Raw genomic sequence first — 19,148 nt, 5'->3', positions numbered from 1 at the left:
AACTCTTGCCTCGCTAAGCGTTGCTGTCTGCCGTCTCAGTGGGGTCGCATTATAGGGCGCGGCGAATTTTACGCAAGCGTTTTTTAAAGAAAACTTGAAATAAAGTGCTGTTCGTTCAATTTACGTGCTAAACAGCTCAAAAGTGCTAGTTTAGTATACAGCACAGATCCTAGCTGGCCATTTTATAGGCTCTACTGCTACACTATTTACCTCTTACTATTGAACTTATTCTTAATTTATTAGGTGTTTTATGGCAATCCGTTCTTATAAAGGAATTACTCCTCGTTTTAACCAGTCTGTTTATATAGATGAGTCGGCTGTTTTAGTTGGTGATATCACATTAGGTGAAGATAGTAGTGTATGGCCATTAGTAGCAGCACGAGGGGACGTTAACTATATACGCATTGGTGAACGTACTAACGTGCAAGACGGCAGCGTGTTACATCTAACGCGTGCCAGTAAAAGTAACCCAGATGGTTATCCATTAATTATTGGCGATGATGTTACCGTTGGTCACAAGGTTATGTTGCACGGCTGTTGTTTGGGGAATCGTATTTTAGTCGGCATGGGCGCGATTGTAATGGATAATGCCATTGTTGAAGATGATGTGATAATTGGTGGCGGTTCATTAGTCCCACCAAACAAGCGCTTGGAATCGGGCTTTCTCTATGTGGGTAGTCCAGTAAAGCAGGCGCGCCCTTTAACCGAGCAAGAGCTGAGTTTTTTAAAAATATCAGCAACTAATTATGTTGAGCTTAAAGATGAGTATCTAGCTGAGGATTAACTCAGCACTGAAACAATGATTTGTCCTGCCGAGTTATATTCTTCATTCTCGATTAGTTGCTCGGCTATATCTTCATAGTCAAAACGCGCCTGTTCAAAATGTAACTTTGCAGCTTGTTGGTCTGCCAATGCTAGCGTGTGTGTGTCAATGACACATTCAACCATTAAGCCACTTACTTGAGCAAAAAACGTTAACAGCTGGGATTGTACGTTAAATTCAAATCGGTCGATAAATTGGATTGCTTGATTCATGCAAGCTCTCCGGTTTTTAATGCCCGAACAACAGGGAGTATTTCAGGCATATTATTGCGCCACACAAAATAGGCTTGTGCAGCTTGCCCTACTAGCATGCCACTTCCATCAAGTACGTTAATATTAGCCTTATAGCCCTGAGCCCATTGCATAAACAGCGTATTTTGCTGTGAATAAAACATATCATAAACATGTTCACAGCCATCAAGGTGTTTTTTATCAAGCGCAGGCAATTCACCAAGCATACTGCTAGACGTAGAGTTTACAATTAGCGAGTAATCACTTACTGGCAAATCATCAAAACCATAGCCAGTTACATTACCGTATTGGGCAAATAATTCAGCTAGTTCCTTAGCTTTTGCTGCCGTACGATTGACTATAATGATTTCACTCGGCTGTTGTGCCAATAACGGCAAAACCACGCCACGTGCAGCGCCTCCGGCACCTATAAGTAAGACCCGTTTATCTTTAATGGTAACCTGATTCGCAAGCAGATCGTTCACAAAACCAATGCCATCGGTGTTGTCACCTAGCAAGCGCCCATCATCTAATAACTTAATAGTATTTACTGCTCCGACAATGGTTGCCAATTCAGTTCGCTCATCAACTAGCGCAAATGCTTGCTCTTTAAATGGCACTGTAACATTAGCTCCTTTACCGCCTGTGGCAAAAAAATCGGCCACGGCTTTTTTAAAACCATCAATCGGTGCTAATATTGCGCTGTATTCGATTTGTTCGCCCAATGAGGTTGCAAATTGCTGATGTATCGCAGGGGATTTTGAGTGTTTAATAGGATTTCCAAAAACTGCATATTTGTCCATATTTGAGCAACCTCTTTGTGCAGTAACATTACCTCGTAACTTACTGCTAATTAATGATGATAAAACTATGATTAAACGATTCTTTTCAAAATCGAAACCACCAGAACAACAGCAAGCACCAACGCCAGAAAAAACACCTTATCAACTGATGGGTGGAGAAGCTGGTGCTTTAGCACTTGCGAATCGATTCTACGACATTATGGCCAGCGATGAATACGCTAAACTGTTATATGATATGCATCCTCAACCATTGGACCGTATTCGCCAAGTGTTTTTTGAGTTTTTATCAGGGTGGTTAGGCGGCCCAGACTTGTTTGTTGAAAAGCATGGTCACCCTATGCTGCGTAAACGCCATATGCCTTTTCCAATTGATCAAGATTTACGAGATCAATGGATGTATTGCATGAATAAAGCGTTAGACGCGGAAATTGATAATCCCTTATTACGAGAAGGGTTACGTAAATCTTTGGCACAACTTGCCAGTCATATGATTAATCAGCACTAGCACTTCTCTTTAACTGCACGTTATTTGCGCTAAGTCAAAACGGCCTTTTTTTAAATATAGATAATACGTGATCAAATATTTAGAAAAAGCGTCGTGCGTGTGAAATCAATCCAACATAAAATTTATGCCCTATTGGCCCTAACAGGCATTATTGTGTTAATTGCCAGTATTCTTAGTAGCTCAAGCCAACAACGAACGCTTGCGCAAGACACTGTTGCAGAAAATATTAAGCTTCTTGCTGATAACTACTTTGACTCTATCAATACTTTGATGATCACAGGCACCATGGCAAATAGAGAGCTATTAAGCCAAAAACTACGCAAGCACCCAAATATTGAAGATGCGCATATTATTCGCTCCCCAATTGTTAATAAACTTTATGGGCCGGGCAATAAAAATCAAGCGCCGAGCAACGATATCGAACGCGAGGCTTTAAAAGGCAAGGAAACATTGCTAATTGATCAGCAAAATAATAGCCGCAGTATAACTTTTCTGCGCCCTATGTTTGCCAGTAGCGATTATAAAGGCACTAATTGCCTTGGCTGTCATCAAGCACAAGAAGGTGATGTACTCGGCGTAGTTAAAATTAGTTACTCATTAGCTGATATTGATAATGCGGTGACTTACAACACCCTAGTAAATACCGCATTACTCTCTATTATTTTTATTATTGCCTTTGTATTACTGGGCATTATGTTTAGACAAATTTTTATTGTACGCCTTAAAAAGCTAGGTCATGCTATGCATTTAGCTACAACCAACAAAGATTTAAGCCTGCGAATTGACGATAGCGCTGAAGATGAACTGGGTTGGCTCGCCACCAGCTTTAATAAGATGATCGCTACCTTTAAAGATAATATTGCTCAAGTATCTCATTCATCAAAAGTATTGATCCACTCAGCAGAAAAAATTTATACCTCAGCGGATACTACTGAGCGCGCTATTTTAGAGCAAAAGAAAAATACAGACTCCGTGGCAGCTGCTATAAACGAACTAGAGAGCTCCTCTAATGAAGTAAAAAACACCACTCACTTTGCCTCTGAAAAATCAGAAAACAGTAATGAACTTGCACAACAAAGTATGCATGTTGCTGAACAAACAGAACTCAGTATTAATCAATTGGCAGACGATGTTCGCCAAGCTGCAGCGCAAGTAAGTCAACTACAAGTACAAACACTTGAGGTAGGAAAAGTACTCGAAGTGATTAGCAGTATTGCTGAACAGACCAATTTGTTAGCTCTTAATGCTGCGATTGAAGCCGCACGTGCAGGTGAAGCTGGGCGGGGCTTTGCTGTGGTGGCTGATGAAGTACGTACATTGGCAACTCGTACTCATGCATCCACCGATGAAATTCGTCGCACAATCGACAAACTACAATCCGAAGCGGCGCAAACGGTTAAAACCATGGGTGAATCGTGTGAGGAGGCTGATGCTAGAGCGCAACAAGTAAAAAATGTTGCTCAAGCTTTAAAAGATATTTCTATGCAGATGAATGAAATAAATCAACTTAATATTCAAATAGCCGACGCGACAGAACAACAAAACTTAGCCGCAGAGGAAATAAATAGGAGTGTTATTGGTATTAGTGATAACGCTGAGCGGTCATTAGTGGATGCTAACGATAACCAAAAAGTAAGTGAGGAGCTGTTAAATCTAGCGCGTTCACTGGATGAGCAAGTAAGAAGCTTTAAATTGATGTAATACTTAAAGTTGCCAGTCAATAAAGCAGATATTGACTGGCAGCCTGCTTACTATGCTAGCCCTAACCAGTCTCTTGGTTTTAAAAAGTCAGCGTATAGCTTATTTTCAGCACTGCCTTCTTCGGGTGTATAGTTATATTCCCAACGCGCTAGCGGCGGCATCGACATTAATATTGATTCTGTACGTCCGCCACTTTGCAAGCCAAATAAAGTGCCACGATCCCACACTAAGTTAAACTCAACATAACGGCCACGACGATAAAGTTGGAAGTCTCGTTGCTGCTCAGTAAATGGGGTTGCTTTTCTACGTTCAATAATAGGTAAATAAGCCCCTAAAAAGCCATTGCCTACTGCTTGCATAAAGGCAAAGCTTTGCTCAAACCCGGCTTCATTCAAATCATCAAAGAATAAACCGCCGACACCGCGCGTTTCATCGCGATGTTTTAGGTAAAAATACTCGTCACACCATTTTTTATATTTAGGGTAAACCTCATCTCCAAACGGCGCACATAAATCATGCGCGACTTGATGCCAATGTTGAACATCTTCAAGCTCAGGATAAAATGGCGTTAAGTCAAAACCACCACCAAACCACCAAATAGGCTCCTCACCTTGCTTTTCTGCAATGAAAAAGCGTACGTTAGCGTGGCTCGTTGGAATATGTGGATTGTTTGGATGGATCACTAGCGAGACACCACAGGCATGGAAGCTACGACCAGCAAGTTCTGGACGATGCGCAGTTGCCGATGCCGGCATCGAAGCACCAAACACATGCGAGTAGTTCACCCCGCCTTGCTCGATCACATTGCCACCACGAATAACACGAGTTCGCCCACCACCGCCTTCTTCGCGCTGCCAACTGTCTTCTACAAACTTGGCTTGGCCATCAGCTTGCTCTAAACCTTGGCAAATTGTGTCTTGCAAGGCCATCAGGTAGGTTTTTACTTGTTCGAGTAAATTGCTGTGCATGGTTATCCTCTAAATACTTTGCCGGTCATTACATCTTTAATAGTGCTAGGCTGCGTGTTACCACCAAGTGGTTCATCTACATAAAATGCCACCAGCTCGCCAAACTCACTTTTAGCCATTGCAATACTAGTGACCGTATCATGTCCTGATAAGTTAGCACTAGTAGACACAAGAGGTTTGCCTAATTCTTGGCATAAGCGCTTTACTGTTGGGTGATTAGTTACACGCACAGCAATACTATCAAATTGTCCTGTTAACCATTTAGGCGTACCTTTAGCCGCTGGCATAACCCAAGTAATTGCGCCGGGCCAGCTGGAAAAAATATCAGCGCGTTTATCCATCGGAATTTTTGCATCATCAACATACTTTAATAATTGCCCATAATTATCGGCAATTAAAATTAAGCCTTTTTCAAATGGCCGCTGCTTTATTGCAAGTAAGCGCTCCACAGCTTGCTGATTATCGGGGTCACAGCCTAAGCCATAAACAGCTTCGGTTGGGTAAACAATAACCCCGCCTTGCGACACAGCAGCAAGGGCAGTTAAAGGAACTGAGGTAGTATCAGTCACTGAAAATCTCCAAATACAATAAAATTAAAGCCGGTAATTATTCGCTCACCGTGAATTTATGCGAGCAACTTTTCTGAGGGCATTGTAGCACAACACTATTGGTCATTTGCTTTTGCATCATTACTGGCCATTGGCACGCGGGGCAGATATGGCTAACTGGTTTGTGATTGAGTGTGTATTTACAACTTGGATAGCTATTACATGAATAAAATGTTTTACCAAATTTATTACTACGCGCCACTAACTGGCCTTTTTTACACTTAGGGCAAGCAGGTAAAACTTCTTCATTTGGCTCAGGCTCATCATGAGCAATATAGTGACACTCAGGATAACCCGTACAGCCAATAAACATACCATAGCGGCCATTCTTCACTACTAGCGGATTACCACACTCTGGACAAGGGCTATCATCAAGTACTTTGATTTGTTGAGTATCATGTTGAGCAAGCGAGCGAATAAAATCACATTCGGGATAACTCGCACAGCCAAGGAAAGGACCTGATTTACTGTTGCGGATCACAAGCTCTGAACCGCATTTAGGGCACACTTCGTATTCTTTTTCTAAGGCATGTTGATTTGCAGAAAAAAGCGATTGGTCGATTTTACTCATGTGTTCCCTAAGCAGCTGACTAATTTTCGCCTAATATACCCAAACTAATTAAAGATACAAGCGCAGCACTTGCTTAATGTAGTACCTCTGCCGGCTCATCAAAAATAAGTTCTTCCATTTGTGCATAAGCTTGCTCTGAGCCTGGCACATTAAACAACACCATAAGTACCACCCATTTTAAATCATCAAGTGATATATAAGATTTATCTAATGCGAACAAACGATCCATAACCATTTCACGCGTTGCGCTGTTGATCACTCCGACTTGTTCTACAAACATTAAAAAGCCCCGACACTCTACGCTCAGCATGTGGCATTCACTATCGGTGAAAATACGTATCGCATGTTGTGGGAGGCGGTTTAAATAAGGGAATTCATCACTGTGCTGCAAGTCAGCAAGCTGCTCAAGCCAATCAAGTGCTTTGTATATTTCGGGCTTATTAAAGCCGGCACGTAATAATTCGTCAGTGAGTTCATTATGCTCAACAAAGACTTCGGCTTCGCTGTGAATGTAGTTTTCAAACAGATACATGAGGATATCGAACATGTTACTTTCCTCCACACTAAGCTTATCGAACTCTAATATAGCCATCTAATACACGCTCTACTCTATCTTCCAATTCAAGATCAAGTAAACGTGCTTGCACTTTATCTATTGGCCACTGGCTACGCTGAGCAATTAAATCAACAGCTGTTACTTCAAAACCAACACTGTTTAGTATTTCGCAGGCAGGTTCATCAACCGTTGCTTCTTCTATAGTATATAGACTGTTTTCGCAGAAAAAGCTCACTTCGTCTAGAATATCACTGACATTTTCCACCAGCTTTGCACCTTGTTTAATTAAAAAGTGACTGGCTTCAGAGAGTGGATTTTTAATTGAACCAGGCACTGCAAAAACTTCTTTGTTTTGCTCCAGCGCATACCGCACGGTGATAAGCGAACCGCTTTTTATTTCAGCCTCGACAATCAACACACCTAATGACAAACCAGATATTATACGATTACGTCTTGGGAAGTTATTAGCATTAGCGGCTGTACCGGGTAAAAACTCGCTCACCAACATCCCCCGTTCGGATACTTGATCGGTGAGTAACTTATGCCGTTTAGGATAATAAACATCCACTCCAGTACCAAGCACTGCAATGGTTTTACCATTGCCCGCCAGCGCTCCTTTGTGGGCAGCACCATCAATACCAAGCGCCATTCCGGAAGTTACCGTTAATCCTGCCAAAGTGAGTTGATGAGCAAATTCAGCGGCGATCTCTAAACCGATTGGCGTGGCATTGCGGCTTCCAACAATAGCGATTTGCGGACTGGTCAATAACTCTAAATTGCCTCGGCAAAATAGCAATAAAGGCGCGCTAGCAATTTCTTTTAATAATGGTGGATAGTGAGGATCGAAGTAATCAATTGCGGTTATCTGTGAGTTAACAATTATCTGTTGATAATAGTCAACTTGCTGCCAATCGGTTGCTAGTAAATTAGTGGCGACCTGCGGGCTTAAACCATGACCGGTAAGCTGATCGTGAGTCAGCTCAAACAAATCATCTAATGGCAGTTTTTGTGCCAATGCCAATAAGGTTTTAACACCTAAGCCTTTACATAAATAAAAGGCAAGCCAATGGGTTAGCTTGCCTGATGAATCTTTCATGCTCCCTCCTTAGAGCACTCAAACCTGAATTAATTTATAACTGCAAAATCACCGACTCGGATTGGGTGCTGGTTTTTTACGATTAAGGCATAACTAACGTTTTTATAAACTTTAAACACCATTAGCTGACCGACCTGTTCTTTTGGCATATGCCACACAGTCGTGTCGGCATCTGCCTCAACGCCAAAAAATTCGTTGGCGTTTGTTACTAACTTTTCAAGGCTATTTGAATCTTCTTTGTAGCGTGGGCCATTACGACCATCAAAAACAGTCGGTGATTGACGCTCAATATCTAAAATGTGGCCTTCTTTAATTTGCTGCTCTGACCCTAAGTTTAGCACTACAATATCCATTGTGCTGAATTCTCGTAATCCACTCACTGATGCGATGATTTCACCTTGCACTGGCTGCTCAGGACGGTGAATATTAAAATACGCAGGTAATAGCTGACCTTCTATCGCAGGCATTAAAAAATCACCCGCTTTGATCTCTCTCTTTACCTGTTCAATTTTAACTGAAGCAGGTACACCATTGGCAATATCACCTTTTCTAAATACACGACCCACCGCCACTAATTGTGCTTTATTAGCCAACACTTCGTTTGTTTGCGGATCAACATATGCTTCGCCCTTGCGGTAAATAGCGTATGACTCGTGTAATTTCAGCTCACCTTTAACATAAACTATATGGCCTTCGGTATTCATTTTAGTGTTGACATTGGCTCCTAAAATATAAGGTTTATCGGCAATGTCATCAGCATTTAGTGCTTGCTCATAGATTAGGTAAGGACGCAGCAGCTCAAGAGGTAAAGTAGGGATCGCATTTTTACCTTTTTGTACAATTCGACCATGTGGAGAAAGCTTTTTATAACCCTGATTAATCACCAAACGTGGATTACCGTGCTCATCATAGATTAAAGACAGTGCATCCCCTGGGTAAATTAGGTGTGGATTATTAATTTGTGGATTCATTTGCCAAAGTTCCGGCCACTGCCAAGGCTCTTGCAAATAAACCCCTGAAATATCCCAAAGTGTATCGCCCTTTTTCACAACGTATTGTTTAGGCGCATCTTTTTTTATAGTTAATACATCTGCTAACGATGGGAAAGTAGCACTTAATGCCAACATTGCCGCGAGTAATGGGTATTTCATTGAGCTTCCTTGTGGTGTTTTTTCATTATTATCAACCAAAACCTGTTAAAGGTGAACGCGAATGGCTAAAATAAGAGCATACAATACCCTAAATTAAGCACAAGTGAAAAAGGTTACTATGGCTAGGTTAGAAGTTTTAAGATTTCCAGATGAGCGTTTACGTACAATAGCAAAAGAAGTGGTGCAAGTTGACGACCAAATTCGCCAAATTGTAAAAGACATGCTGGAAACTATGTATGATGAAAACGGCATTGGATTAGCTGCGACTCAAGTCGATATTCATCAACGTATTGTGGTCATTGACGTATCAGAAGAACGTGATGAACCGTTAGTATTGATCAACCCGACAATCACTAAACAAGATGGCACCACGGTAAGTGAAGAAGGCTGTTTATCTGTGCCACACTCTTATGCAAAAGTTGACCGCGCAGAAACTGTAACAGTGACCGCATTAAACGAAAATGGCGAAGAGTTTAGTTTAGATGCTGATGAGCTATTAGCAATTTGCATCCAGCATGAGCTTGACCATTTACAGGGTAAACTATTTATCGATTACTTATCACCGTTAAAGCGCCAACGTATTCGTAAAAAACTTGAAAAAGAAGCTAAGTTAGCAGCGCAATAATACCTTAGTAATAATTAGGAAGTTCAGTGACACAACCATTACGCATTATTTTTGCCGGTACGCCAGACTTTGCTGCGCGCCATTTACAAGCTCTTATCGACTCAGAGCATCAAATTGTTGGCGTGTATAGCCAACCCGACCGTCCAGCAGGACGCGGTAAAAAACTCAAAGCCAGTGAAGTGAAAGAACTGGCACTGGCCAATGAGTTAGCAGTGTTTCAACCTGCCTCATTAAAAAGTGACGACGCTCTGGCTGAACTAAGCAGCTTAAATGCTGACCTTATGATCGTGGTCGCTTATGGATTACTGTTACCAAAAGCAATTTTAGAGGCGCCACGGCTTGGTTGTTTAAATGTACACGGCTCAATTTTACCGCGCTGGCGTGGTGCCGCGCCGATTCAACGCGCTATCTGGGCGGGCGATGAAGAGACTGGCGTCACCATAATGCAAATGGATGAAGGCCTAGATACCGGCGACATGCTGCATATTAGCCGCTGCCCTATTACCGCCACTGAAACAAGTGCAAGTTTATACGCTAAGCTTGCCGATTTAGGCCCAAGCGCACTAATAGACACCATTACTAAGTTAGCTAATGGCGAAATTACCCCGCAAGTACAAAATGACGAGCTTGCCAATTACGCTAAAAAGCTATCTAAAGACGAAGCAAATATTGATTGGTCGATGGACGCAGCGCAAATAGAGCGTAATATCCGCTCATTCAATCCATGGCCGGTCTGTTTTACCCAAATGGGTGAACACACTGTAAAAGTTTATCAAGCTAATGTTGTTGACCAGCAAGGCACGGCAGGCACGGTATTACAAAGCGATAAACACGGCATTGTGATTGCCTGTGGTACTAACGCACTTAATATCACTCAAGTACAACCACAAGGTAAAAAGCCAATGGCCATTACTGACTTTTTAAATGGTCGAGCAGACTGGGTAACTCCTGGCACACGAATAGGCGAACACAATGAGTAATGTCAGGGCGCTTGCCGCCGAAACTTTATATAACGTGGTTGATAAAGGCGCCTCATTAAATCAAGAGCTGCCTTTTGCCAGCCAAGGTTTACCACCTAAAGATAAAGCGTTATTACAGCAAATTTGTTACGGCGTACTGCGTTATTTACCAAGTTTAGAAAATTATTGTCAACATTTAGTTGAGCAGCCACTTAAAGGTAAGCGCCGTATATTCCAGTTCTTACTGTATGTGGGCATTTACCAACTACAACATATGCGGGTTCCACCGCATGCAGCCATTAGCGAAACGGTTAATGCATTAGAACAACTGCGCGCATTGGGTTTAAAAGGCTTGATCAACGCTATTTTACGCAGCTTTCAGCGCCAGCAAGTAGAGCTTGAAGAAAAAGCCAAGCAAATACCAGTGTGTTTATACAACCACCCAAACTGGTTTATCAAACAAGTAACTGAAGCTTACCCTGACTCTTGGCAAGCTCTACTAGAAGCGAACCAGCAGCAAGCACCAATGTGGTTGCGTGTTAACCAAGCGCAATATAGCACCGCTGAATATAGCGAAATGCTCACTGCTAATGACATTGAACATACACTCAATCCTGATTTCCCTGATGGTATTAAGCTGGATAAACCGCGCGATGTGTTTTCCTTGCCTGAATTCGACACCGGCGCATGTTCAGTACAAGATGCAGCAGCACAGCTTGCAGCACGCTTGTTAGATCCAAAAGCTGACGAGCATATTTTAGATGCCTGCGCAGCACCCGGTGGTAAAACCTGTCACATTCTAGAACTCGCAGATGCTGATGTACTGGCACTTGATAGCGATGCCACCCGCCTTGAACGTGTAAAGCAAAACCTTGAAAGAATTGGCTTAGGCGCTGATTTACAATGTGCCGATGCTTCGCAACCACACAAATGGTGGGATGAGCAACAGTTTGACCGTATTCTATTAGACGTTCCTTGCTCTGCAACGGGTGTAATTCGTCGTCACCCAGATATCAAATGGCTACGTCGTGCATCAGATATCAATGATCTGGCGACACTCCAAGGCGATATTCTCAATAGCATTTGGCCATTATTGAAACCAGGCGGCACGCTAATTTATGCAACCTGCTCAGTATTACCACAAGAGAACCAACAGCAAGTCGCTAAATTTTTAGCAAATAATAACGATGTTGAACATATCCCGCTACATGATAACGATACCCCAAGCAACCCTGGGCTGCAGTTACTGCCTGGTGAGAGTGACGGATTTTATTATGCCAAGCTTATAAAAACACACTCATAAGAAGCTTTTAGTAAACCATGAAAATAATCATACTCGGTGCAGGACAAGTAGGCGGTACACTCGCTGAAAACCTGGTAGGTGAACAAAACGAAATCACGGTTGTTGATATTGATGGCAACCGATTACGTGAGTTACAAGATAAATACGATCTACAGGGTGTTACAGGTCATAGTGCCCACCCTGATGTATTACGCCGCGCCGGTGCGGAAGACGCCGATATGATCATCGCAGTAACCAGTTCAGATGAAGTGAACATGGTCGCTTGCCAAGTCGCGTATAGTATTTTTAATACGCCGACTAAAATTGCTCGGATCCGTTCTGAGCAATACTTAAAGTACCGCGAAAAGCTCTTTCAAAACGATGATTTACCTGTTGACCACTATATTGCTCCAGAGCAACTAGTGACTAAGTATATTCGTCGCTTGATTGATTATCCTGGTGCGTTACAAGTTTTAGAGTTTGGCGATGGCATGCTCTCGCTGGTGGCGGTAAAAGCTTACTACGGCGGATTGTTAGTCGGTTATGCATTGTCAGCATTAAAAGAGCATATTCCTAATGTTGAAACTCGTGTTGCCGCGATTTACCGCCAAGGTAAAGCAATCAAACCACTGGGTACTACAGTAATTGAAGCGGATGATGAAGTGTTCTTCCTCGCTGCCACCAAACATATTCGTGCAGTAATGAATGAACTACAGAAATTAGAGCGTTCATACAAAAAAATTATGATTGCTGGTGGCGGTAATATTGGTGCTGGGCTTGCTCGCTCTCTGGAAAAGAATCATAGCGTAAAATTGCTTGAACGAAATAAAGAACGTGCTGAGCAGTTATCAGAAATGCTTGATAATACAGTGGTGTTTTGTGGTGATGCGTCAGATCAGGAGTTGTTATCAGAAGAACACATCGAACAAGTTGATGTATTCATCGCGGTAACCAATGATGATGAAGCTAATATTATGTCAGCCATGCTCGCTAAACGCATGGGTGCGCAAAAAACCATGGTGCTTATTCAGCGCGGCGCATATGTTGATTTAGTGCAAGGTGGCGAAATTGATATTGCCATTTCACCACAGCAAGCCACGATTTCCGCCCTGCTTACCCATGTTCGCCGCGGTGATATTGTTAATGTGTATTCATTACGTAAAGGCGCAGCAGAAGCCATTGAGGCGGTGGCCCATGGCGACGAACATACCTCTAAAGTTGTCGGCCGTGCAATTGCTGATATTAAGCTGCCTGCAGGTACCACGATTGGCGCGATTGTCCGTAATGATGATGTACTCATTGCCCACGACGACACGATAATTCACTCAGGCGATCACGTCATTATGTTCTTGATCGATAAAAAGCATATCAACGTAGTTGAAAAACTGTTCCAAGTTAGCGCTATCTTTCTCTAAATTACTCCTCACCTTTCGACACAAAGCAACTGTATCGAAAGGTGAATTTCCACCTCCAATAAATGCAAATGAAAATCAATCTCAAAAGCATTTACTTACGTACCCAAATCCATTACTCTCACGCTGTTTGATAATCAAGCGTTTTCTCTTTCTGTGAGAAGTTAATTTCACATTTTTTAATATAAATGGATTTCTTCAAATGATACACCCAACTTTAAACACCCCTCTTTGTGTTACATATTGCAGTGTTATTGGTATTCTTGTGTGTGGACTCTCGGCTAATGCCAATGCCGAAGCTAAAAACGACATTGAAAAACTAACCATCGTGGGCCAGCAAGATAGCGGCTACAAAGTCAGTGCAATGAACTCAGCAACAGGGCTTGATCTCAGCCACTTGCAAACTCCGCAATCGGTTATCGCTATCACCAGTGAATTTATGGCCGATCAACAATTAAATAGCGCTATTGAAGCCATCACCAGCGTAACCGGCATCAACGCCAGAGAAGCCGACAACGGTAAATATTCAATTTCAGCCCGAGGGATTAGCGTTACCAGTATTTTATATGATGGTATAGCAACTACTTATGATACCCGATTTAATTACGGCGATAACTTAACAGATACTGCTATTTATGAACGCATTGAAGTCGTCCGGGGTGCCACAGGGTTAATGCTGGGGGCAGGTAATCCATCAGCAGCAATTAACTTAATACGTAAGCGCCCTACTGTGCATAACCAAGTAAATATTTCTGCAACGGTTGGTTCTTGGCAAAACTATCGTGGTGTGGTTGATGCATCGGGTAGTTTAAATAGCAGTGAAACAGTGCGTGCGCGTGCCGTACTCGCCTATCAAGATCAGCAATCATATCAAGACAGGTTCAGCCAAGATAAAACCACGTTATACGGTATTGTTGAAGCTGATTTAACCGATAACACGCTATTAACGGTGGCTATTGATAACCAAAAAACAACGCCTAAAGGCACGATGTCTGGCGGTTTACCTATTTTTTATAGCGATGGCAGCCGTACTAACTATGACCGAGAAACTTCAACAGCGCCAAATTGGTCATCTTCAACAACTGATGCCCTCAATAGCTTTATGAGTATTGAGCATTACTTCAATGCTAATTGGCAGCTAAGCGCGAGCTACATATATGGTAATAATGACCTACATTACGATGTTTTTTGGGCGACAGGTAACCCTGACTCACAAACGAATATAGGCATGATGCCCGGTTCAGTAAATTATATTGATGCCAAGCGGATTCAGCGCACCTACGAGATAGAGCTTACCGGTAGATTTAACTGGTTAAATCAAAGCCACCAAGTCATGTTTGGTTACAATAGCCAAGAGCAAGACTTTACAACCCCCTACTTCCCGGGGCAAGAAGAGGCAGAAATCATCGGCGATTTTACAGCCCCAAACTATGACTACCCAAAACCAACTTGGCAAGCTACACCCGCCTTTGGCTCTTATGGCACAACAGAGCAAAATGCTTTGTACTTTGCTTCACAACTTAATCTAACAAATTCACTCTCATTGGTTTTAGGAAGCCGATTAAATCAATGGCAAACAAATCAAGATAACTTTGGCAGCCAACATGATTATAAATTAGATAACGAGCTGACCAATTATTTAGGTGCTACTTATAGCTTGGCAGATAATTGGGCACTTTATGCTAACTACACCGATATATTTACCCCGCAAAGCCGCGTCGATAAAAATGGTAATTACCTTGACCCAATTCAAGGTCAAAATTATGAGCTAGGTATCAAGGCCTCATTATTGGACGAGCGTTTAGACATTGCACTATCGGGTTTTGAAATTCAGCAAGACAATGTGGGCGAATACACTGGCGAAACAATTCCAGACACTCTTCAGGCAATTTATCAACCAATTGATGGTACGGTCACCCAAGGGCTTGAGTTTGAACTTAATGGTGCATTTACTGATAGTTGGAATGGCTATTTTGGCTACACTTATAGCGAAGGTGAAACGCCCGAAGGTGACATCCTCAATAGCACAAACCCAAAAAATCAATTTAAGTTATTTACCACTTATAAATTAGATCACCTGTTAACAGGGTTGAAAGTCGGTGGCGGTTATCGCTGGCAAAGTCGCAGCTATGATGAAGTAAAAAACCCAGTTCACGGTCAAGTTGAAGTAGAGCAATCAAGTTATGGCATCGCAAGCCTTATGAGTAGTTATCAAATTAACTCACAAATGTCTGTTAGCGTAAATATTGATAACTTATTTGATAAAACTTATTACAACCAAATTGGTTTTTATAACCAATATCGCTACGGCAGCCCGCGAAAATTCTCCCTGCAGTTTGACTACAGCTTATAACCATTCAAGTTAACCAAAAAAAGCAGCTTAACTAAGCTGCTTTTTTTGTAGGAGTGTTATTTCTATCAGTTTATTGTACTTTGGCAAACTCTTCTTTCGATAGCTCACCGTTTTGATCTGTATCTAAGTCAGCAAAAATTTCAACTAACTGTGCATTCACAGAGGCTTCTTTTTGGCTAATCACGCCGTCTCCATCAGTATCAAATGTGTCAAAACTAACTGCTGCAAACGCAGTTGATGAAGCCGCTAAGGCAAAAATAGCAAGTGCTGTATTAATATGTTTCATAGTGTTATTCCTAATAATTTAAAAGAAAGAAATCCTTTTCAGAGATCCCTGTTTGTGGAAACTGAAATTACGCTTTTGAAAATTCTTCTTTTGATAACTCACCGTTTTGGTCAGTATCAAGCTCAGCAAACTTAGCTGAAATAGTCGCATCAGCAGATGCTTCTTGTTGGCTGATTACACCATTGCCATCAACATCAAGAGTATCGAAGTCAGTTGCTGCAAAAGCAGCTGATGATGATGCCAACGCGATAAGTGCTAAGGTTTTATTTAGTGTGTTCATAATTATCTTCCTTCCAAAATTTAGTGTGCTTGCTTAATCAAATGCGCAGGTCCTTTGCAAAGATCCTTGTATGAAAATAAGCGATTACGCTTTAGAAAACTCAGCTTTTGAAAGCTCACCATTACCATCAGTATCTAACTCAGCAAACTGGCTCATTAATTTTGCATCAACTGCCGCTTCGCTTTGGCTGATCGTGCCGCTACCATCAACATCTAAGGTGTCAAAGTCAGTACCTGCAAATGCTGCTGATGAAGAAGCTAATGCGATAAGTGCTAATGTTTTATTTAATGTGTTCATAATAAATATTCCTTCAAAGTTTATGGTTGTGAACTTAAGTGATAATCACCGTTTCGTTCAAGACAACTAGAGTATTACAACTTCGGTGCCAACAATTTATTATCATTAAAAATCATGAAGTTACATTGTATTTTGATGTTTTCGTGGAATTTAGAAGGACTATTCTGTTGCAGTTTAGCAACAAAATTTATGCGTTAACCTATAAAACCATATAAATCAAATGGTTAATAGTTATAAAAATGACACAACTCGATAAACTATGCTGATAATAGTGTTTTTTTCAAAGATGAGTACCCTAACCGCAACTGAACAGCAACTTTAACTGATAAAAATTAAATTTTTTTCATAAATTAACAATCTGAATTGTAAGGGGAAATTAAATTTATTTTGGTAAGTAAAAAATAAAAACGCAGTTAGTTTATGAAAATTCGTGTTTTGTTGCCATTATGCGAAACAATAGCAACGATATTGCAGTTTTAACGCTCTGGGTATTCTTACAATTTAATTAAGCACCAACAATTTCAATCACAATATGTGTTTTCACCGAATTGGCGATAAAACATAACTCATGAGCCTGGTGATGCATTTCTTCTAATTGCTCTGCACTAGGTTGCTCATTTTCGGCAAACTTCACACATGGTTTTAAAGTTACTTGAGTCATCGACATACGCCCATCACTAGCGCGCTGCATCAAACCAACGGCATCATCTTGATAGCTATCAACTATAAACTTATTTTTTGCCGCAATAGATAAGAAAAATAACATATGGCAGCTCGACAATGACGCAATAAATGCCTCTTCGGGGTCGACACTTTCTGCCATAGAATATGGCAGTGGCACGATATGCGGTGAGGAAGATGCAGCAATAGTTGCCCCACCATCAAATTGCCACTGGTGAGCTCGGCTATATTTATTATCGATAAACAACTCTTCTGCTTGGCGAGACCACACAACACTTGCTACATATTCAGACATTGAAATTTTTCATCCTAAGTAAATTTACACATCCCACAGCCCAGAATTTTATCCGGCCTACTAAAATATCCGTAACGAGCATAAAAAGATTCTTTACCTTTGGCTGAGAGCAGTCCGATGGTTGCATCTTTTTTTGCTGCCCCAGCCAAATACATTTCTATATTATCCATAATCAACGCACCAATACCTTGCCTTTGAAAGTCAGGATCGACAACAACATCTTGGATATAAAAAAATAAACCACCATCACCTATTACACGACCCATACCAACAAGTAGCCCCTCCTGTCGGATCACTACATGAAATAACGAGTTGTTTAAACTAGTATTCGCCAGATCAGCGTTAACTTTACCCCAACCGACTTTCTCTCTTAATAAACAAAATTCTTCTAAAGATGGACAGCTAAGTTCCACGGTATAGCTAACACTTTTCACTAAGCCTAATCTCCGTCATTCAATATCTAATTCACCTTTGCTTAAGCGTTTTACAAAGCAACACTTACTGTTTAAATCTAAAATTAAATTACAGCACCAACGAAAATGCACTCAACCACAACAACTGCACACCATAAGCTAATCGTTGATAAGTGCCTACACTGCCTTTTTGCTTAAATGCTTGCGTCAACAAAACTAAAAAGTAACAGGCAATACACACACACAAAATTGAAAAAAGCCGAAATGAAATACTGGTATATGAACTTACAGCAACAAAAATTGGCGCAATCAGCAAAGACAGCAGCATTACCAAGCCAGCCCAAGAATGTATTTGGCAACTCAAAGTAGGGTTTTTAGTATTAGGATCCGCATCCATGGGGAAGTAACCGGCAATCCAGGTACCCACACCATGAATCATGACAAGCCAACCGACCAACATAATTAATATAGCGGTATTTTCCAGCTGTACGACATACCAACCAAATAAACAAAATAGTAACCCAAGAGGATAGTTATTAATAAGCGGGGATAGTTTTTCCGTGGGACTGCCAGCAGCACCGAGCTCGCTGCAAAATTGCTTTGCATGACTATAGTTTGGATAACACCTACCAGCGATATACACCCCAGCAACAATCCATATACTCGCGCTTAGTGCTGAATATAAACTGATAATCTCTAACATTAGCAACTTCCATGTATAAATTAATACCACGATAATAAGCTGATGTATTTATGTTGTAAATAATGCACTTAACCGCACAGGAAGCACACAGGCATAAAAAAAGCAGCCCGGGGGTATTGGCTGCTTTTGAACGTAATCAATGTAAAAGTCCTTTTAAAATTCCTTGTAGGCGGAAGCTATAATTAGGCCTTTGCGAACTCAGCTTTTGAGAGCTCACCGTTACCGTCTGTATCAAGCTCTGCAAATTTACTCATAAGCTCAGCATCAACCGATGCTTCACTTTGGCTGATTGCGCCGTTGCCATCAACATCTAGCGTATCAAAATCGGTAGCAGCAAACGCCGCTGATGAAGATGCCAGTGCAATAAGTGCTAATGTTTTATTTAATGTGTTCATAATTAATATTCCTTCAATGTACTATCAAAGAATTTGTCTCAATACTGGTTTTCAATGCGAGTAAAGTCTTCCTTGTTATCCTTTATCATGGGTTCCCTGCCCACTTAGGTTGTCTTTGGCAACTCAGGATAAACTCAGTATTAAATTATTAAGCT

General features: G+C 41.4%; 23 protein-coding genes. 8 read left to right on the top strand and 15 right to left on the bottom strand.

The window, feature by feature from the left end; all coding sequences use genetic code 11:
* Positions 1-250: 250 nt before the first annotated feature.
* Entirely contained in the window at positions 251-784 is a 534-nt protein-coding gene (locus H5183_RS13850; protein ID WP_149983193.1) for a gamma carbonic anhydrase family protein, read from the top strand.
* Here H5183_RS13850 and H5183_RS13845 read toward each other — a convergent pair.
* Entirely contained in the window at positions 781-1,035 is a 255-nt protein-coding gene (locus H5183_RS13845) for a DUF1488 domain-containing protein (RefSeq protein WP_145241786.1), read from the bottom strand. The genes H5183_RS13850 and H5183_RS13845 overlap by 4 nt on opposite strands.
* Positions 1,032-1,856 (bottom strand): shikimate dehydrogenase, encoded by an 825-nt coding sequence (aroE, locus tag H5183_RS13840; RefSeq protein ID WP_145241784.1) that lies wholly within the window; start codon positions 1,854-1,856, stop codon positions 1,032-1,034. The genes H5183_RS13845 and aroE overlap by 4 nt, the downstream gene beginning before the upstream one ends.
* Before the next feature lie 67 nt (positions 1,857-1,923).
* On the opposite strand from aroE, the gene H5183_RS13835 reads away from it, so the two are divergent.
* Positions 1,924-2,361, top strand: a complete 438-nt coding sequence (locus H5183_RS13835) for a group II truncated hemoglobin (RefSeq protein ID WP_182731937.1) — start codon at positions 1,924-1,926, stop codon at positions 2,359-2,361.
* A 99-nt stretch (positions 2,362-2,460) separates the two neighbouring features.
* Positions 2,461-4,062: a methyl-accepting chemotaxis protein gene (locus H5183_RS13830; RefSeq protein WP_145241780.1), complete on the top strand. Its 1,602-nt coding sequence runs from the start codon at positions 2,461-2,463 to the stop codon at positions 4,060-4,062.
* A gap of 50 nt (positions 4,063-4,112) precedes the next feature.
* On the opposite strand, the gene hemF is transcribed toward H5183_RS13830, so the two are convergent.
* From hemF to H5183_RS13800, 6 genes are all read right to left on the bottom strand, one after another.
* Complete coding sequence (hemF, locus tag H5183_RS13825) at positions 4,113-5,030, bottom strand: oxygen-dependent coproporphyrinogen oxidase (RefSeq protein WP_149983190.1); 918 nt, start codon at positions 5,028-5,030, stop codon at positions 4,113-4,115.
* 2 nt (positions 5,031-5,032) lie between these two features.
* Positions 5,033-5,599, bottom strand: coding sequence for an L-threonylcarbamoyladenylate synthase (locus tag H5183_RS13820; protein ID WP_182731936.1), 567 nt, complete (start codon positions 5,597-5,599; stop codon positions 5,033-5,035).
* Between the two features lie 37 nt (positions 5,600-5,636).
* On the bottom strand, positions 5,637-6,209 hold the full coding sequence (locus H5183_RS13815) for a type I DNA topoisomerase (protein ID WP_182718494.1): 573 nt from the start codon (positions 6,207-6,209) through the stop codon (positions 5,637-5,639).
* Between the two features lie 73 nt (positions 6,210-6,282).
* Positions 6,283-6,756: a DUF494 family protein gene (locus H5183_RS13810; protein ID WP_145241772.1), complete on the bottom strand. Its 474-nt coding sequence runs from the start codon at positions 6,754-6,756 to the stop codon at positions 6,283-6,285.
* Between the two features lie 22 nt (positions 6,757-6,778).
* Entirely contained in the window at positions 6,779-7,861 is a 1,083-nt protein-coding gene (gene dprA / locus H5183_RS13805; RefSeq protein WP_182731935.1) for a DNA-processing protein DprA, read from the bottom strand.
* Between the two features lie 29 nt (positions 7,862-7,890).
* Positions 7,891-9,012 (bottom strand): LysM peptidoglycan-binding domain-containing protein, encoded by a 1,122-nt coding sequence (locus tag H5183_RS13800; protein WP_145241768.1) that lies wholly within the window; start codon positions 9,010-9,012, stop codon positions 7,891-7,893.
* Between the two features lie 118 nt (positions 9,013-9,130).
* Here H5183_RS13800 and def point away from each other — a divergent pair, with 118 nt between their 5' ends.
* The 5 genes from def (at position 9,131) to H5183_RS13775 (ending at position 15,643) form a co-directional block, all read left to right on the top strand.
* The gene (gene def, locus H5183_RS13795) at positions 9,131-9,637 is read left to right on the top strand and encodes a peptide deformylase (protein ID WP_145241766.1); all 507 of its coding nucleotides are present in this window, start codon (positions 9,131-9,133) and stop codon (positions 9,635-9,637) included.
* Between the two features lie 26 nt (positions 9,638-9,663).
* Entirely contained in the window at positions 9,664-10,617 is a 954-nt protein-coding gene (fmt, locus tag H5183_RS13790) for a methionyl-tRNA formyltransferase (protein WP_145241764.1), read from the top strand.
* Positions 10,610-11,899 carry a 16S rRNA (cytosine(967)-C(5))-methyltransferase RsmB gene (gene rsmB / locus H5183_RS13785; protein WP_145241763.1) on the top strand — a complete coding sequence of 430 codons (1,290 nt, stop codon included), beginning with the start codon at positions 10,610-10,612 and terminating at the stop codon, positions 11,897-11,899. The genes fmt and rsmB overlap by 8 nt, the downstream gene beginning before the upstream one ends.
* Before the next feature lie 17 nt (positions 11,900-11,916).
* The gene (gene trkA / locus H5183_RS13780) at positions 11,917-13,293 is read left to right on the top strand and encodes a Trk system potassium transporter TrkA (RefSeq protein WP_064668279.1); all 1,377 of its coding nucleotides are present in this window, start codon (positions 11,917-11,919) and stop codon (positions 13,291-13,293) included.
* A 199-nt stretch (positions 13,294-13,492) separates the two neighbouring features.
* Positions 13,493-15,643 (top strand): TonB-dependent siderophore receptor, encoded by a 2,151-nt coding sequence (locus H5183_RS13775; protein ID WP_259397290.1) that lies wholly within the window; start codon positions 13,493-13,495, stop codon positions 15,641-15,643.
* 70 nt (positions 15,644-15,713) lie between these two features.
* On the opposite strand, the gene H5183_RS13770 is transcribed toward H5183_RS13775, so the two are convergent.
* The 7 genes from H5183_RS13770 to H5183_RS13740 form a co-directional block, all read right to left on the bottom strand.
* Positions 15,714-15,929: an EF-hand domain-containing protein gene (locus H5183_RS13770; protein WP_145241762.1), complete on the bottom strand. Its 216-nt coding sequence runs from the start codon at positions 15,927-15,929 to the stop codon at positions 15,714-15,716.
* Positions 15,930-15,996: 67 nt separating this feature from the next.
* Positions 15,997-16,209 carry a calmodulin gene (locus H5183_RS13765; protein ID WP_145241760.1) on the bottom strand — a complete coding sequence of 71 codons (213 nt, stop codon included), beginning with the start codon at positions 16,207-16,209 and terminating at the stop codon, positions 15,997-15,999.
* An 84-nt stretch (positions 16,210-16,293) separates the two neighbouring features.
* Positions 16,294-16,506, bottom strand: coding sequence for a calmodulin (locus tag H5183_RS13760; RefSeq protein WP_182731934.1), 213 nt, complete (start codon positions 16,504-16,506; stop codon positions 16,294-16,296).
* A 505-nt stretch (positions 16,507-17,011) separates the two neighbouring features.
* Positions 17,012-17,482, bottom strand: coding sequence for an OsmC family protein (locus H5183_RS13755; protein WP_145241756.1), 471 nt, complete (start codon positions 17,480-17,482; stop codon positions 17,012-17,014).
* Between the two features lie 14 nt (positions 17,483-17,496).
* Positions 17,497-17,916, bottom strand: a complete 420-nt coding sequence (locus tag H5183_RS13750; RefSeq protein WP_310736583.1) for a GNAT family N-acetyltransferase — start codon at positions 17,914-17,916, stop codon at positions 17,497-17,499.
* 88 nt (positions 17,917-18,004) lie between these two features.
* Positions 18,005-18,598 carry a DUF998 domain-containing protein gene (locus H5183_RS13745; RefSeq protein ID WP_182731933.1) on the bottom strand — a complete coding sequence of 198 codons (594 nt, stop codon included), beginning with the start codon at positions 18,596-18,598 and terminating at the stop codon, positions 18,005-18,007.
* A 182-nt stretch (positions 18,599-18,780) separates the two neighbouring features.
* Complete coding sequence (locus H5183_RS13740; RefSeq protein ID WP_145241754.1) at positions 18,781-18,993, bottom strand: calmodulin; 213 nt, start codon at positions 18,991-18,993, stop codon at positions 18,781-18,783.
* Positions 18,994-19,148 lie beyond the last annotated feature (155 nt).

The organism is Pseudoalteromonas sp. SR44-8, assembly GCF_014163635.1.
Lineage (GTDB): Bacteria > Pseudomonadota > Gammaproteobacteria > Enterobacterales > Alteromonadaceae > Pseudoalteromonas > Pseudoalteromonas rhizosphaerae.
Note: the sequence above shows the minus strand (reverse complement) of the source record. Positions and strands in the feature narration are given on the sequence as shown.